We start from the raw sequence: 13,010 nt of genomic DNA, 5'->3' as shown, positions 1-13,010 counted from the left end.
TAAATCTCCCTGTTTCAGTGTTTGGTTTCAAAGGCGACCGGCAGCGGTGTGGCGAGTCCTGCCTCAAGCGCTTTGGTCAGAATGAGTTCGGCCACGACGACGTCCTGGAGGCCACCACCTACCGACTTGAACAACGGTGCAGACGCGGCCTTGACCCGTTCGTCATGCACGCCGCTCATCAGGTCTGCCAGACTGATCGCCTTATGGTGGAAATCAATGCCTGCGTGGCTCGCCGCGATCATGTCACCGGTCTGTTCGAGAACTTCCTCGAGCATGTCGCCGACAATCAGATCGCTGCGTTCAACGACCGAGATATCGATCTCGCGCTGCTCCGGAACGGTTGAGCCGATCGACATGACAAGGCTGCCTGATTTCAGCCAGTTGCCATAGAGGATCGGCTGCTCGTCTCGCGAACGGGCCGCTCCCAGCACGATATCCGCACCTTCGACGGCTTCTTCCGCGCTCGCGGCCGTTCTGGCCGGCACGGCGAGATCCTGCGTCACGGCTTCGGCGAACGCGTGACGGCGATCTTCGGACGGACTGAAGACGACAACTTCGGAGAATTCCCGAACGGCTGCGAAGGCTCGCGCGTGCATCGATGCCTCCAGTCCGCTGCCGAGCACGGCAAGGCGGGCAGGGCGGTGCGGCGCAAGACGGTCGAGCGCGGCTGCTGAAGTTGCCGCGGTACGGAATCCGGTGATCTGGTTAGCGTCGACGAAGGCCGCGATGCGACTGGTTTCGTGATCGTAGAGCACCACCACATATTCAACGCCCGGGGTCGACGAACGGGCGGCCATGCCCATGAGTTTCGCGCCGTAAAAACGGCTGCCGGGCGGAATGGCCGGAAGCGTGCGCAACCAGGTCCCCTCCGCGCGTGCGATCGTGCGTGGAGGCGTTGCAGCCGCCCTGAGCGGCAGGCTGTAGGTCTTCTGGAGTGCCCGGATGGCGTCTTCCCATCGAAACACTTCCCGGGCTGCGTTGCCGGAGACAAACACCGGCGGATGAATGGCCTGGGTCATTGGTCTGATTCCTTTTGATGTTGAATGAAGCAATGTGCGGTTGCGAGTGCCGCGCTAAAATCCGAAGCCACCGCCATCGATATTGATCACCTGGCCAGTGATGAACGCAGCAGCGTCGGATACCAGAAACGCCAGCGCGGCTGTGAGATCGTCGGGCGTCTCGGTTCGCGGAATGAATTGCCGCATCCGGACGGCTTCAAAGTGGGCCGGTGGCACGTGGGCTGCGCTGCCGGCGTGACGGGTGAGGCCGGGTGAAATGGCGTTGACGGTGATGCCATGCGCGCCGAGTTCCGACGCGAGCGCGCGGGTCAGCCCGATTACGGCCATCTTGCTGCTGGCGTAGGCCGTCATTCCGGATGGAGGCCCCCAGACCGAGCTGGATGCGAGGTTGACGATGCGGCCCCATCGCTGCCGGATCATTCCGTGCGCGAAGGTTTGCGCGAGCAGAAATGGGGCATCCACGTTGACGGCCATGATCTGTCGCCAGAGCTGCGCGCTGATGTCGGCCAGATTTGCATGCGGCATGTACGCGGCGTTATTGACGAGGACGTCGATGGTTTGATACTCCTCAAGCACGCGGCTCGCAAACTGCTCGACTTCGTCGGGGACATCAAGGTTGCAGGCGAGAGTGCAGGCGCGACCGCCATCCTGACGGATGCGCCCGACGAGGGCGTTACACGGTTCGCGATCGGTCAGCACAAGTTCATGTCCGCTGGCCGCGAGTTGTGCCGCGAAGGCTTCGCCCAGGCCGCCTGCAGCGCCGGTGACGACGGCAACGCGCGGGCGCGTATCGGTGCGTGTGGTCATGTGGGTGTCTTCCGTAATCAGGAAAGGAGGGGTTACATGGGGGCTCGCAAAGCCTGTTGTGCCTCGACCATGACGCGGGTGTACTCGTCACGAGGTCCCCGTTCGCGCTCAAGCTCGCCGAGTCGACAGGACGCATCGACCACGAGGCTTGCCCTGTCACGGTGACGGTCCGCATAGGCGGCAAGTGCATCTTCGAGCGAAGGCCGTCGTTCCAGTTCTTCGGCCAGGACGAGGGCCCCCTCGATGGCAATGCCTGCGCCAGACGCCAGATGCGGTGTCGTGGCGTGTACCGCATCACCGAGTAGCGCGATACGTCCGCGGTGCCAGGGGCCGGCGATCAGGTGGGAGGAAAGCGGTCGGTACAGGATGCGTGGATGGCGGATCGACCCGTCAAGCAGACCGTCCCGGAACTGACCCACCACACCGCCGAATTCTGCAAGCAACCTGGCCAGCTCCTTCTGCCAGTGCGCAGGTTCGATGAAATTCATGTTGTCACGCCTGTCGAGCACGAACAGATAGCATTCGGTCTCGCTGATCGGGTTCATGCCAGCTTTGGCCGTCTCTCCCATATAGATGGTTGAATTCCGGCGGTAACGTGGCATGACTGCCCGCCACGATCCCTGGCCTGTGAACCGGGAACCTGTGAAGTCGGGCATCATGTGTCGTCGCACGGCCGAGTGGATGCCGTCCGCACCGATGACCAGATCAAAGCGGCTCGCGCTGCCGTCGGTGAACAGCACGTCGACGCCGCTTTCATCCTGGTCGAGCTGTTCGAAGCTCAGGCCGAGTCGAATGTTGACCCCAGCGTTCCGGGTGGCCTTGCCGAGAATGCCGGCGAGTGCGGAGCGCATAATACCGGCACCGCCGGGAAGATCTTCGGCGCCGATGGCAGGTACGACGGGTACCGTGACGTCGATGTTTCCGTCCCTGTCACAAACATCGATGGCGTTCCACCAGCCGCCATGCCTCAACACTTCATCGACCACGCCCACGTCGCGAAGGCTGCGCAGTGTGGGTCCGCTGATGGTGATGCCGGCGCCGTCAGGCGCCCATTGAGGATTGGTTTCGACCAGATCGACGGCAATGCCTTGCCGGCGTAGCAGGATCGCCGCGCACATGCCGCCGATGCCTCCACCGATCACGAGTGTCCTGCCGATCTGTGCCATGATGCGTCTCCGTATTGCTTGGTTGCGTCAGTCAAAGACGGAGGGCAGTTCCGCCGGAATCCACACGTTGCCGTCCTCTACGCGGGCCGACACTTTCGTCAGGTGTTGACCAATACAGGGTCCCGCGAAGCACTCACCAGTACGTATGTCGAAGTGTGCCGAATGGGCATAGCACACGATGTGCTGCCCATCTCCCGAGAGAAACCGGTCCTGCCGGTATTCCATCGGCCGGTGTTCGTGCGGACAATCGTTGAGCCACACGAGTACCTGATCGCCTTGACGGATCACGCAGAGCCGGTCGTCTGTACCTTCGCGCAACATGCCGCGGGAGTGACCATCAGGGAGGGAGGCCAGCGTGCACAGCAACTGTTCCTCGGTGTGGTGCCTCCTGCTCATTCCCCCGGAGCCCATTTATTGCAGGCATCGAACAGGAAAATCTGCGAGTTTTCTGCGCCAGGATCCAGCAAGCGCGGCACCCAGTTGTCGTCGTGCAGGTCCATGTCCGCGTCGAACTCCATCGTCGCCCCGAACGGGCTGTTGAAGTACCAGAAGAAGTTGCCGCCAAGGACATGTCGGCCCGGCCCCCAGAAGCTCTTGTATCCCTTCTGTACGAAATTCCAGCCATGCTGGAGGACCTCGCCGCCTGAGCCGAGGTGAAAGGTGAAATGATTGCACCCCACCATGTGCGCACTCTGACTCTGGATCAGGAAGAGTGTGTGGTGGTCGGTCGTCCCCGAAGGCCGCATGAACGGGCCAAGGTGCCTGAACCGGTCAACGACTTTGAAGCCCAGTCGCGCGTAGAACGCTTCAGCCTTCTTCACGTCGTCAACGAAATAGACGACGTGCGAGAGCGTGCGCGGCTTGATCACTTCATCCGGATTGGCGGCCGTATCGTTTGCCGGGCGGCCGGGGGCCTGTCCAGGGACGTTGAATCCCAGGTAGCGTGCGTCGAAGTTGCGACGCTTTGTGACCATGAACGCAACGCCGAAACCAGAGTCGTCGATGCAGTGAAGGGTGCCATCGGCATCCGCGTATACGTCCCGTTCAGCTTCTAGATGGGCGCGCAGGGTTGCAAGCGTGTCGGCGTTGTCGACGCCATAGACGGTTTCGCGCAATACCGGCGTGAGGGTGCCAGGCGGCGAGGGCGGCAGGCCCGGATAGTGGTCGGGACGCACGATGAGGCCGGTACCGTCGAGCGCGGTAAATACGCCACCCAGCGCCGGGTCGTATTCGCGTTCGGCAAGGCCGTAGTCGAGCAGATACTGCCGCGAGCCGGCCATGTCGTCGACGCTGAAGACAAGAAATTCGAGTCCCAGGATATTCATTTTTTCAGTTCGCCATGTTGGATCGTTCGCGCTGCCGTCAGTCGGCCATCGCGCGTGTGATAAGTTGGTCAATGCTGCCGTCGTGGCGCAGTCCGATGTGCTCTGCTTCCGGCGTCAGCAGTGGCGGGTACAGTGCGAAAAGCCGCTCGATGAACGGATCGGGGGCGTAGTGGACAAGCGCCTTGCAGTCGTCGCCAAAACGCGCCGCCAGCGCGTCGACGACATCGGCAATCGTGAGTCGCAGTACCGGCATCTGGTAGACGCGACGACTATTGAGCCGGGCGGTATCGATAGTCGCCGCGTAAAGCAGGTTGTCGACACATGCGCCCACCGAAATCCACCACGCAACGCCTTCCGGAGACACCGGAATGGTGATTGGCTCGCCAACGGCAAGCTTCCAGAACAGCTGGCTCATGAAAGCCGACATCATGCCCGCACCGTCGCCCGGACGCGCGACGACTCCGGGCAGTCGCAGCGAGCAGCCCTGCACCCAGCCAAGACGCGTCGCGTCGGATACCAGGATCTCCCCCGCGAGCTTGTGCGCGCCGTAGCTCATCACGGGGGCCGGGAGCGTTGTCTCGTCCACCGTGTCGGGCAATTTTTCGCCATAGACGGCGATCGTGCTCGCAAATACGAAGCGTGGCGGGCGCGGCTGGCCGCGGAGATCTTCAAGCAGTCCGAGTGTGGCATCGAGGTTGATCGACCGGCCGAGAGCGTAGTTCTTTTCGGCTGCGCCGCCCGGAATGCTCGCCAGATGAAATACCGCGTCGACCGGATGCGAATACGCATGCGCGCGGACTTCTTCGTCCGCGATGCTGCCTGCGATCTGCACGACGCGCGCATCGGCGGGCGGTGCATCGAACGCGACGTCCAGCAACGTGAGCCTCGACACCGGGATGCCGGCCAATCCTTGCGCGAGCAGCCGTCTCACGAGCGAACGGCCGACGAATCCCTGCGCGCCGGTTACGACGATATGTGTCATGTCATATGCCTCTGGTGGTACCCGTCGTTCAGCGGAAATGCTTTGCCTGCACAAAGCGATGCTCGATTGCGCCGAACATGGATTGCCCATCGCTTCCGCGCATCTCGAAGTGCAGCTGCTCGCCGAAGCGCAGCCACGGCGTGGACGGTGCACCGTGTTCCAGCTTCTCGATCGCGCGCTGCTCGGCCAGACATGCGGAACCGACTGAGCGGTAATCGACGTTGGAAAACGTGCCCGAACCGAGCAGCATGCCGTTGCGCAGGTTCCGGTTGTACGTGATGTATTCGATGAGTTCGTGGAAACCGAAGCTCATTTCCCGGCCGTTCGGATGGCCGACGAGCGTTCCGTCGCGCTGCACGCGCATGTCCAGGTGTACGCGGCCGTCCTGCCACGCGTCGCCCAGTTCGTCGGGCGTGACAGCGACGGGCGCGAACGCAGTGGCGGTTTTCCCGAGAATGAAACCAAAACCCATGCCCAGTTCGCGAAACAGGTGCTTCCGCATGCTCACGTCGTTGAAGAGTACGAGCAGGCGCACCTGCGCCAGCGCATCGGCCGCCCGCGTACCCATCGGGGTGTCGGCGAGGATGGCGCCGATTTCTCCTTCGAAGTCGCACTCATCGGCTTCATCCGGAAACGGGTATTCGTCGTGAGGGCCCCTGAAATCATCAGCCTGGCGCTGGATCAGCACCGGGATCGACGGGTCTGTCTTTTTTTCTGGGTGATACGCCTGTGTCATGATGCGCCCGTGATTCAGGAACGCTGATGCATCGATGAACTGGTGCGTGCGCGGCAGCGGTGCGCCGCAGGCGTAAGGATCGAAGTGGAACGCATCCAGCGCCGCGCCCGCGTTGAGTTCCGCGTAGAGCGCGTCCAGCGCGGGCGCTGCGGCCTGCCAGTTATCGAGCGCCGCGCGCAGCGTCGGTGCGATGGACGCTGCGTGCACGGCACGACGCAGATCGCGCGACACGACGATGAGTTCGCCATCGGGGGACCCGGACTTGAGGGACGCGAGTTTCATTGGGTCAGTCTCCTGTATGTCTATTTCTGTTTATTTGAGTGGGCGACCGCCGTCGACTGGCAAGACGCATCCGGTCGTGAAGTGCAGGTCGCGAACGGCTGTGACCACAACAGCCGCGACTTCCTCCGGCCGGGCAAGACGTCCGAGTGGCGTTCGGGCAGCCTGTTCATCACGCCATGCAACGTCCATCGATTTCACGAATTCGGTGTCGACGAGCCCGGGCGAGACCGAGACGACGCGGATGGTCGGTGCGAGCGCGCGCGCAAGCGACTTCGTGAGGTTGTCGAGCGCTGCCTTGGAGGCGCAATACATGACGTTGCTGCCCATCGCGGTCCGGGCGGCAATCGATGAGACGTTGATAACCACCGCCCCGCCGGGTAGCTCGCTCTTCGTCAGCAGGGCATGCAGTGCACGTACCGCGGCGAAGGGACCTCGTACGTTCGTGGCGAGAATTTCGTCGATGAGTGTGTCGTCAAGGCCGTCGAGATCGGCATGTTCGACGAAACGGGTGGTACCCGCGCAGTTCACGAGGACGTCGCAACGGCCATAGCGCGTTTTGATCGCATCGGAGAGTCCAGCGAGCACCGCAGTGTCGGTTACAGGCACCGCAAGCGCACAATGACCGGTTCCGCCGAGTGTCCGGACAAGCGCCTGGGCAGCATCGGCCGAACTGCGATAGCCGGCAACGATGGCGAAGCCGGCGTCGGCCAGTGCGCGGCAGATCTGCGCGCCGAGGCCGCCTGTCGCGCCGGTGACGACGGCGACAGGGCGGTTACTGCAGGTCACGGTGTGCGCAGTCATCTCAGACCTGCTTGCCAAGGCGGCGCACGCGGATATCCGCCTGCTCCTTGTGACCGGAAAAGTGTTCAAGCGCGCACAGCCGCGAGCAGACCTTGCCGATTTCGACCGAGGCCTCGTCGGTGAGAATCCGCTGGTAACTGTGCGTCTTGATGAACTTGCCGACCCACAGCCCTCCCGTGTAACGGCCTGCGCCCATCGTCGGAAGCGTGTGATTTGTGCCGATCACCTTGTCGCCGTACGAGACGTTGGTGCGGTGACCGAGGAAAAGCGCGCCGTAGTTCGTCATGCGCTGCAGGAACCAGTCGGGGTCCCGCGTCATCACCTGCACATGTTCGGAGCACAGGCGTTCAGCCTCCTGGAGCGCTTCTTCATCGGTATCGCACAGGATGATCTCACCGTAGTCGCGCCACGCCACACGGGCGACGGGGGCGGTGTCCAGGCGCGCGAGCACGGCATCGATGGCGGCGGGCAACTCGGAGGCGATCTTCCGGCTGGTCGTAATGCAGTACGCCGGAGAGGTCGGACCGTGCTCGGCCTGGCCAAGCAGGTCGACGGCGACGAGCTCGGCATCGACGCTGTCATCGCAGATCACGAGCGTTTCGGTTGGACCCGCGAACAGATCGATGCCCACACGGCCGTAGAGCTGGCGCTTGGCTTCCGCGACGAACGCGTTGCCAGGGCCGACGATCATGTCTACCGGGGCGATATGTTCGGTGCCGAGCGCCATTGCGGCTACGCCCTGTACGCCGCCCATGACATAGATTTCATCCGCGCCAGCGAGCGCCATGGCTGCGATGATCTCGGGCGACGGCCTGCCATCGAACGGTGGTGCGCAGGCAATCACGCGCTTGACGCCTGCGACTTTCGCCGTCAGCACGCTCATGTGGGCAGAGGCGAGTAGTGGATATTTGCCGCCGGGAATGTAGCAGCCCACCGAATTGACGGGGATGTTCCGGTGGCCAAGCACCACGCCTGGCAACGTTTCGACTTCAACGTCCCGCAGCGACAGGAGCTGGATCTGCGCAAAGCGGCGGATCTGCGCCTGGGCGAACTTGATGTCTTCGATGGCCTGTGCCGGCAGCGCGTCGATACACGCCTGGATTTCCTGTGGCGAGAGGCGGAAGGTTTCGGGGTTCCACCTGTCGAAGCGTTCCGAGTATTCGCGCACTGCGGTTTCGCCCCGAGCCTCGATATCGGCGATGATCTTTTCGACGGTGGCGCGCACCTGTGCGTTGTTATCGGCTTTGACTTGGGCACTCTGGCCCGTCTTGACGTGCTGGATCATATGGGTGTACTCCAGGATGCGGAAAACTGGTGGAATTGCGGGCTCAGGCGCACAGGATGACGGGCTCGCAGTGCACGACGATGGGTGCCTCTGCAAAGAACGGCTTGCAGCAGTGCGCGCCATTGCGCGAAACACGGCGAGCCCGGGAACCCCTGCAGGTGGTCTACAACGCTGTTCCAATGGATGAGTAGCCGGGTTTCCGCAGTGTCCTCGATACAGCGCTGCAGTTTGTGGCTTCGGCAGCCGGGCGTGGCTGAGAGTAATTGCTGGGCCGCGCCGTATGGGGCCTCGAAGGCCTGGTCGCCTTCTGGCACGATGCGGAAGTTTGCGATTTCGAGAATCACGCGCCCCCCCGTTTCGTCCAGTGTGCGAGCGGCAGCCCGGCAACGGGCGAGCGGAAGCTTGCGAGGCTGGTGCCGCCGAGGCTGCCGAGATAGACGGTGTGCAGATCAGGGCCGCCGAACGTGATGCTCGCCATCATCGGAGCGAGGGTGCCGCGGCAGGCACCCATCAGTTCGGGCGTCGTCGTGCCGGCCTGGTAATGCGCTTCATAGCGTGCGATGGCTTCGGGATCTCCGTCGTCCAGCAGCGTGAGTACCTCACCATGCGGTGTGAGTGCAATCAGCCTTTCGTTGAGGATCAGCGTGATCCAGAGGTTGCCATATACGTCGAAGGCAAAACCGTCGGGAAACCCGCCCAGATCTTGCGGGCCATAGATCTCGCGGCCCGTCAATGAGCCATCGTCCTGCACGCGAAGGCGCGAGATGCGACGGGCATTCGTCTCGACAACGTAGAGCCATTCCTCGGTGGCATCGAGCCGGATTTCGTTGGTCCCGACAAAACCGTCCGCGACGATGCGGATGCCGTATTCATCGATCAGTCCGACGTAACCATCGGCACTCTTCTCGTTGATCGACCGGGTCCAGGGGACCCGGCGCGTGGTGACGGTGAACCATATACGGCCGCGCGAGTCGGTGAGCACGAAATTCGCTTTGCCCAGCGGCTTGCCGTCGATGTGGTCATACAGCGTGCGCGAAGCACCGTCACGCGTCATGAGTTCGATGGCGTCCGTGCCGAAGTTCGCGATCACTATATCCCCCTCGCGGTCGAAGGCCAGGCCGTTGGGAAGCGTGCCGCCCATGACAAGCTGCTTGGCGTCGTGCAAGGCTGGTACATCAGACGTTCCCGTTTGTTGGGCGATCAGCGTCTGCGTGCCATCGGGTCTGATACGCATGACGCCTCCGCGGGCGTCAGCGGTCCAGAGCGTGCCATCGGGCTCCGCGAGGATGCATTCGGGACGCAGCAGGTTCTGGCCAACCATCCTGATGTCACCGCGATTGACCTGCCAGCCGTCTAACGGATTGCGTGAAGTCGTCATGGAAAAGATATGCCTGAGTGTGATAGCGGGAACGCGTGGTCAGCGTGGCTGGCGGTCCATGGCAAAGGGTTCGAGCAACTCGATCAGATTGCCGTTCGGGTCCCGGATGTAGGCCATGCGGTTGCCGTCAACCATGGCAATGTCAACGCCCTCGGCATGCAACGCCGCCACGGCAGCGGGAATGTTCGGTACCTCAAAGCACATATGCTTGTTGCCGTGGGTATGCAGGTCCACGTCCGGCTTGCGTCGCCCGGCAGGAAGCGGTGCTGCACCAGGGACCTCGAAGAGTTCGATGCGGTAGGCATCGCGCCGCAGAAAGGCAATGCGCGCCGGGATCTGTTCAATGACTTCCTGCTTCTCGAGCGTGAAACCGAGAACGCGGTCGTACCAGGAGATGGTGGCGTCCAGATCGGGCACGCTGATGCCAAAATGATGAGGCCGGAGGACCGGAAGGAGTCGCGTTGGCTGCGGGGAGTCCGACGTAGGCGGGGAAATCGTGTTGCGCATACCAGGGTGTCTCCGACTGTGGTGAGACCTCACCAGGCAGTGGTGATGAGGCGTTGGAATGTCGACACTCTAGGGTCAATTGAATATCGAGACTATCAATTCTTGGTGTAAGTACGTATTGATGGCATCGGATGGTTTCGGAATAGTACCCGGCATGAAACTGGGCCACTTCGACATGAACCTGCTGGTCGCGCTGGACGCGTTGCTTGATACGCGCAGCGTGACGCGGGCGAGCGAGCGTCTGCATATTGGCGCGTCGGCAACGAGCAGCGCGCTTGGGCGGCTGCGTGAATATTTCAACGATCCACTGCTTGTTCAGGTCGGCCGTCGCATGGAGCTGACGCCGCTGGGACGCAGCCTCGCTCAGCCGGTGCGTGAGATCTTGCTGAAGGTACAGTCCACGGTGGTAACGCGGCTCGAGTTCGATCCGGCTCAGGCACGGCGCAACTTTGTGATCCGCACGTCGGACTACCTGACAACGGTGCTGCTGACCGATGTCGTGGCCCGGCTCTGGCGGGAAGCGCCGGGTATCAGCCTGCACATTGCCAACATGTCGGATGACGTCCCCGCGCAGCTGGAGCGGGGAGAGGTAGACATGGTGATCTACCCGAGCGTGTATACCAACCCTGATCTGCCCTCGCAGAAGCTCTTCGAGGAGGCGTTCAACTGCATTGTCTGGAAAGGCAATACCGTGGTCGGAGAGTCGCTGACCCTCGAGCAGTTCTGCAGGCTGGGGCATGTGGCTGCGACCTTTGGCGATAGCCGCAGCATGAGCTTTGAGGGATTCATGATGGCTAATCTTGGGGTCACGCGGGCCATCGAAGTGACGACCACAAATTTCAATACGCTGTCACAACTCGTCATCGGGACCAACCGGATTGCTACCGTTCCCGGGAGGCTTGCACGTGTCTATGCGCGGTATCTTCCGCTTCGCGTTTTGCCGCTGCCGATGGATTTGCCGCCTCTCGTGGAAGTGATGCAGTGGCATGCGATCAACGAGGGCGACCCGGCACACACATGGTTGCGCAGTGTTCTCCAGGAGCAGGCCGGTGTCGTGTCCCTGCTGGAGTCGCCGTCGTTTTGAGCAGGCTTGGGCCCCCGGGCGGTCTTTCGACGCGATCAAATGATGTCGTCGATATAAATTGATTGTGCACAAGCCCGTTGGACGGAATGATTCGGTCAACAACAAGCCGTGCAGCGCAGATCCGGTCATGCGAAGGGATGCATGCGGTGCACATCCAGACCGGAGACACCCTGATGCATGCCCTCACCGAGCGGCGTTCTGCCGCCCCGGCGCGCGAAGCAAGTTTCTTTCATGCGCTTATTCTTCTCAGTACAGTCATTTGCGGAACACTGGCGCCGATCGTGATCGGTCCTGTGTTACCGGCGATGCAGCAGTATTTCGCCGGTGTGCGAGGCATTGCTACGCTGGTTCCCGTCGTGGTCACGATGCCCAATCTGGTACTCGGCGTCATGGCACCAGTGCTGGGCGCGCTCAGTGACCGGATCGGGAGGAAGCGCGTACTCGTCCTCTCGCTCCTGTTCTATGCCATCGCAGGGACCGCGCCGCTCTACCTCAACTCGATCTACACCATTATCGGCAGTCGTGCGCTTGTCGGTGCTGCGGAAGCCGCCGTGATGACGCTCAGCACGTCGTTGATCGGTGATTACTTCAGCGGTGCCCGCCGCGACCGTTACGCATCACTTCAGGTGACGATAGCGTCGACTTCCGCTTTCATTTTCAACCTGATGGGCGGATTTCTCGGGGTGTATGGCTGGCGGGCACCGTTTGCTGCCTATGCGCTGCCTCTCGTGCTTGCACCGCTCGTACAGATCTTTCTGTGGGATGTTCGAAGCAGGGCTGACGTACTGGCCGTGCAAGGTAGCGTCCCGGTTGACGAGCCGAAATTCCGTCCGTCGTTGCTCACTGTCATCTGTCTGGTCGCATTCGGCGTTGGCTTCGTGTTCATGGTGGTGCCGATCCATCTGTCATTCATGCTGGTTCAACTGGGTATGCATTCGACTGTGCAGATCGGTATGGCGTATGCGCTGAACAGCCTCGGCATCATCGCCGGGACCATTGTCTTTGGCCTGTGGCTGGGGCCTCGACTCCCGGTAACGCAGCAGTTTGCACTGGGCTCGGTCGTACTCGGGGCGGGATTTATCTGCATGGGTGCCGCGCACGATCCCTGGATGCTGACGCTGGGTGGTGCGGTAAACGGTCTGGGCTGCGGTGTGGTCTTGCCCGCCGTGGTCAGTTGGGGTCTGCGTTCGCTGCCGCTCGCCCGACGCGGCTTCGGTACGGGGGCATTTACGACCGCCCAGTTCGTCGGCTACTTCTGCAATCCGCTCGTCATCATGCCGATGGTCGCTCACTGGGGATCGCGCTTTATCGTAGTGGAGATGTGCGGAACGATGGTCATCGTTCTCGCCCTCCTTGCATGGGTCTACACGTTTCTGGGCGCACGGCACTTCAAGCTCAGCTAGTGCGCGTTGGGCCGCGGTGCAATCCGTCTGGTGCCGACGCTGCTGGCTGATGCAACGCGCCGGACCGATTGCTGGATTGCCGGAAAACTTGTGAATCGAGGCGTAATGCGCACTAAGTAGATTCTCAACATTATGTCGCGCCTTGCCGATTTTCACGACATTGCGTTTTCACCTGACTATTCCGGACTTCAACTCCCGCGTCATCGTCTGTCACGGGTAAAGGGGCGTTCGGCAG

At 61.9% G+C, this 13,010-nt stretch carries 13 protein-coding genes; 2 read left to right on the top strand and 11 right to left on the bottom strand.

The genetic code is table 11. The features are described from left to right. Positions 1-14 precede the first annotated feature (14 nt). The 11 genes from G3N97_RS00645 to G3N97_RS00590 all read right to left on the bottom strand — a co-directional run bounded on the left by G3N97_RS00645 (position 15) and on the right by G3N97_RS00590 (position 10,288). Positions 15-1,019 (bottom strand): ornithine cyclodeaminase family protein, encoded by a 1,005-nt coding sequence (locus G3N97_RS00645; protein ID WP_205991412.1) that lies wholly within the window; start codon positions 1,017-1,019, stop codon positions 15-17. A gap of 54 nt (positions 1,020-1,073) precedes the next feature. Next, positions 1,074-1,826, bottom strand: a complete 753-nt coding sequence (locus tag G3N97_RS00640; protein ID WP_205991411.1) for an SDR family oxidoreductase — start codon at positions 1,824-1,826, stop codon at positions 1,074-1,076. Between the two features lie 32 nt (positions 1,827-1,858). Beyond that, positions 1,859-2,992 (bottom strand): FAD-dependent oxidoreductase, encoded by a 1,134-nt coding sequence (locus G3N97_RS00635; RefSeq protein ID WP_205991410.1) that lies wholly within the window; start codon positions 2,990-2,992, stop codon positions 1,859-1,861. Between the two features lie 27 nt (positions 2,993-3,019). After that, entirely contained in the window at positions 3,020-3,358 is a 339-nt protein-coding gene (locus G3N97_RS00630; protein WP_205991409.1) for a Rieske 2Fe-2S domain-containing protein, read from the bottom strand. 26 nt (positions 3,359-3,384) lie between these two features. Beyond that, entirely contained in the window at positions 3,385-4,317 is a 933-nt protein-coding gene (locus tag G3N97_RS00625; protein ID WP_205991408.1) for a VOC family protein, read from the bottom strand. A gap of 37 nt (positions 4,318-4,354) precedes the next feature. Further along, positions 4,355-5,299 carry an NAD-dependent epimerase/dehydratase family protein gene (locus G3N97_RS00620; RefSeq protein WP_205991407.1) on the bottom strand — a complete coding sequence of 315 codons (945 nt, stop codon included), beginning with the start codon at positions 5,297-5,299 and terminating at the stop codon, positions 4,355-4,357. A gap of 28 nt (positions 5,300-5,327) precedes the next feature. Beyond that, entirely contained in the window at positions 5,328-6,317 is a 990-nt protein-coding gene (locus tag G3N97_RS00615; RefSeq protein ID WP_205991406.1) for a fumarylacetoacetate hydrolase family protein, read from the bottom strand. A gap of 30 nt (positions 6,318-6,347) precedes the next feature. Next, on the bottom strand, positions 6,348-7,118 hold the full coding sequence (locus G3N97_RS00610) for an SDR family oxidoreductase (RefSeq protein WP_205991405.1): 771 nt from the start codon (positions 7,116-7,118) through the stop codon (positions 6,348-6,350). A gap of 1 nt (position 7,119) precedes the next feature. Further along, positions 7,120-8,403, bottom strand: coding sequence for a histidinol dehydrogenase (gene hisD / locus G3N97_RS00605; protein WP_205991404.1), 1,284 nt, complete (start codon positions 8,401-8,403; stop codon positions 7,120-7,122). Between the two features lie 340 nt (positions 8,404-8,743). After that, positions 8,744-9,781 (bottom strand): SMP-30/gluconolactonase/LRE family protein, encoded by a 1,038-nt coding sequence (locus G3N97_RS00595; protein ID WP_205991402.1) that lies wholly within the window; start codon positions 9,779-9,781, stop codon positions 8,744-8,746. Positions 9,782-9,820: 39 nt separating this feature from the next. Further along, a complete protein-coding gene (locus G3N97_RS00590) occupies positions 9,821-10,288 on the bottom strand; it encodes a VOC family protein (protein WP_205991401.1) in 468 nt (155 codons plus the stop codon). Between the two features lie 154 nt (positions 10,289-10,442). On the opposite strand from G3N97_RS00590, the gene G3N97_RS00585 reads away from it, so the two are divergent. Together G3N97_RS00585 and G3N97_RS00580 are read left to right on the top strand one after the other, a co-directional pair. Further along, positions 10,443-11,372, top strand: a complete 930-nt coding sequence (locus G3N97_RS00585; RefSeq protein ID WP_205991400.1) for a LysR family transcriptional regulator — start codon at positions 10,443-10,445, stop codon at positions 11,370-11,372. A 173-nt stretch (positions 11,373-11,545) separates the two neighbouring features. Further along, positions 11,546-12,775: an MFS transporter gene (locus G3N97_RS00580; protein ID WP_205991399.1), complete on the top strand. Its 1,230-nt coding sequence runs from the start codon at positions 11,546-11,548 to the stop codon at positions 12,773-12,775. Positions 12,776-13,010 lie beyond the last annotated feature (235 nt).

The sequence above is a fragment of the Paraburkholderia sp. Ac-20347 genome (genome assembly GCF_017104805.1).
In the GTDB taxonomy this organism is placed as follows: domain Bacteria; phylum Pseudomonadota; class Gammaproteobacteria; order Burkholderiales; family Burkholderiaceae; genus Paraburkholderia; species Paraburkholderia tropica.
This window is presented reverse-complemented; position numbering and strand designations above follow the sequence as displayed.

Bases quoted from the DNA above. Each gene is read 5' to 3' on its own strand.
- G3N97_RS00645 (WP_205991412.1), bottom strand. From the start codon at position 1,019: ATGACCCAGGCCATTCATCCGCCGGTGTTTGTCTCCGGCAACGCAGCC.
- G3N97_RS00640 (WP_205991411.1), bottom strand. From the start codon at position 1,826: ATGACCACACGCACCGATACGCGCCCGCGCGTTGCCGTCGTCACCGGC.
- G3N97_RS00635 (WP_205991410.1), bottom strand. From the start codon at position 2,992: ATGGCACAGATCGGCAGGACACTCGTGATCGGTGGAGGCATCGGCGGC.
- G3N97_RS00625 (WP_205991408.1), bottom strand. From the start codon at position 4,317: ATGAATATCCTGGGACTCGAATTTCTTGTCTTCAGCGTCGACGACATG.
- G3N97_RS00620 (WP_205991407.1), bottom strand. From the start codon at position 5,299: ATGACACATATCGTCGTAACCGGCGCGCAGGGATTCGTCGGCCGTTCG.
- G3N97_RS00615 (WP_205991406.1), bottom strand. From the start codon at position 6,317: ATGAAACTCGCGTCCCTCAAGTCCGGGTCCCCCGATGGCGAACTCATC.
- G3N97_RS00610 (WP_205991405.1), bottom strand. From the start codon at position 7,118: ATGACTGCGCACACCGTGACCTGCAGTAACCGCCCTGTCGCCGTCGTC.
- hisD (WP_205991404.1), bottom strand. From the start codon at position 8,403: ATGATCCAGCACGTCAAGACGGGCCAGAGTGCCCAAGTCAAAGCCGAT.
- G3N97_RS00595 (WP_205991402.1), bottom strand. From the start codon at position 9,781: ATGACGACTTCACGCAATCCGTTAGACGGCTGGCAGGTCAATCGCGGT.
- G3N97_RS00590 (WP_205991401.1), bottom strand. From the start codon at position 10,288: ATGCGCAACACGATTTCCCCGCCTACGTCGGACTCCCCGCAGCCAACG.
- G3N97_RS00585 (WP_205991400.1), top strand. From the start codon at position 10,443: ATGAAACTGGGCCACTTCGACATGAACCTGCTGGTCGCGCTGGACGCG.
- G3N97_RS00580 (WP_205991399.1), top strand. From the start codon at position 11,546: ATGCATGCCCTCACCGAGCGGCGTTCTGCCGCCCCGGCGCGCGAAGCA.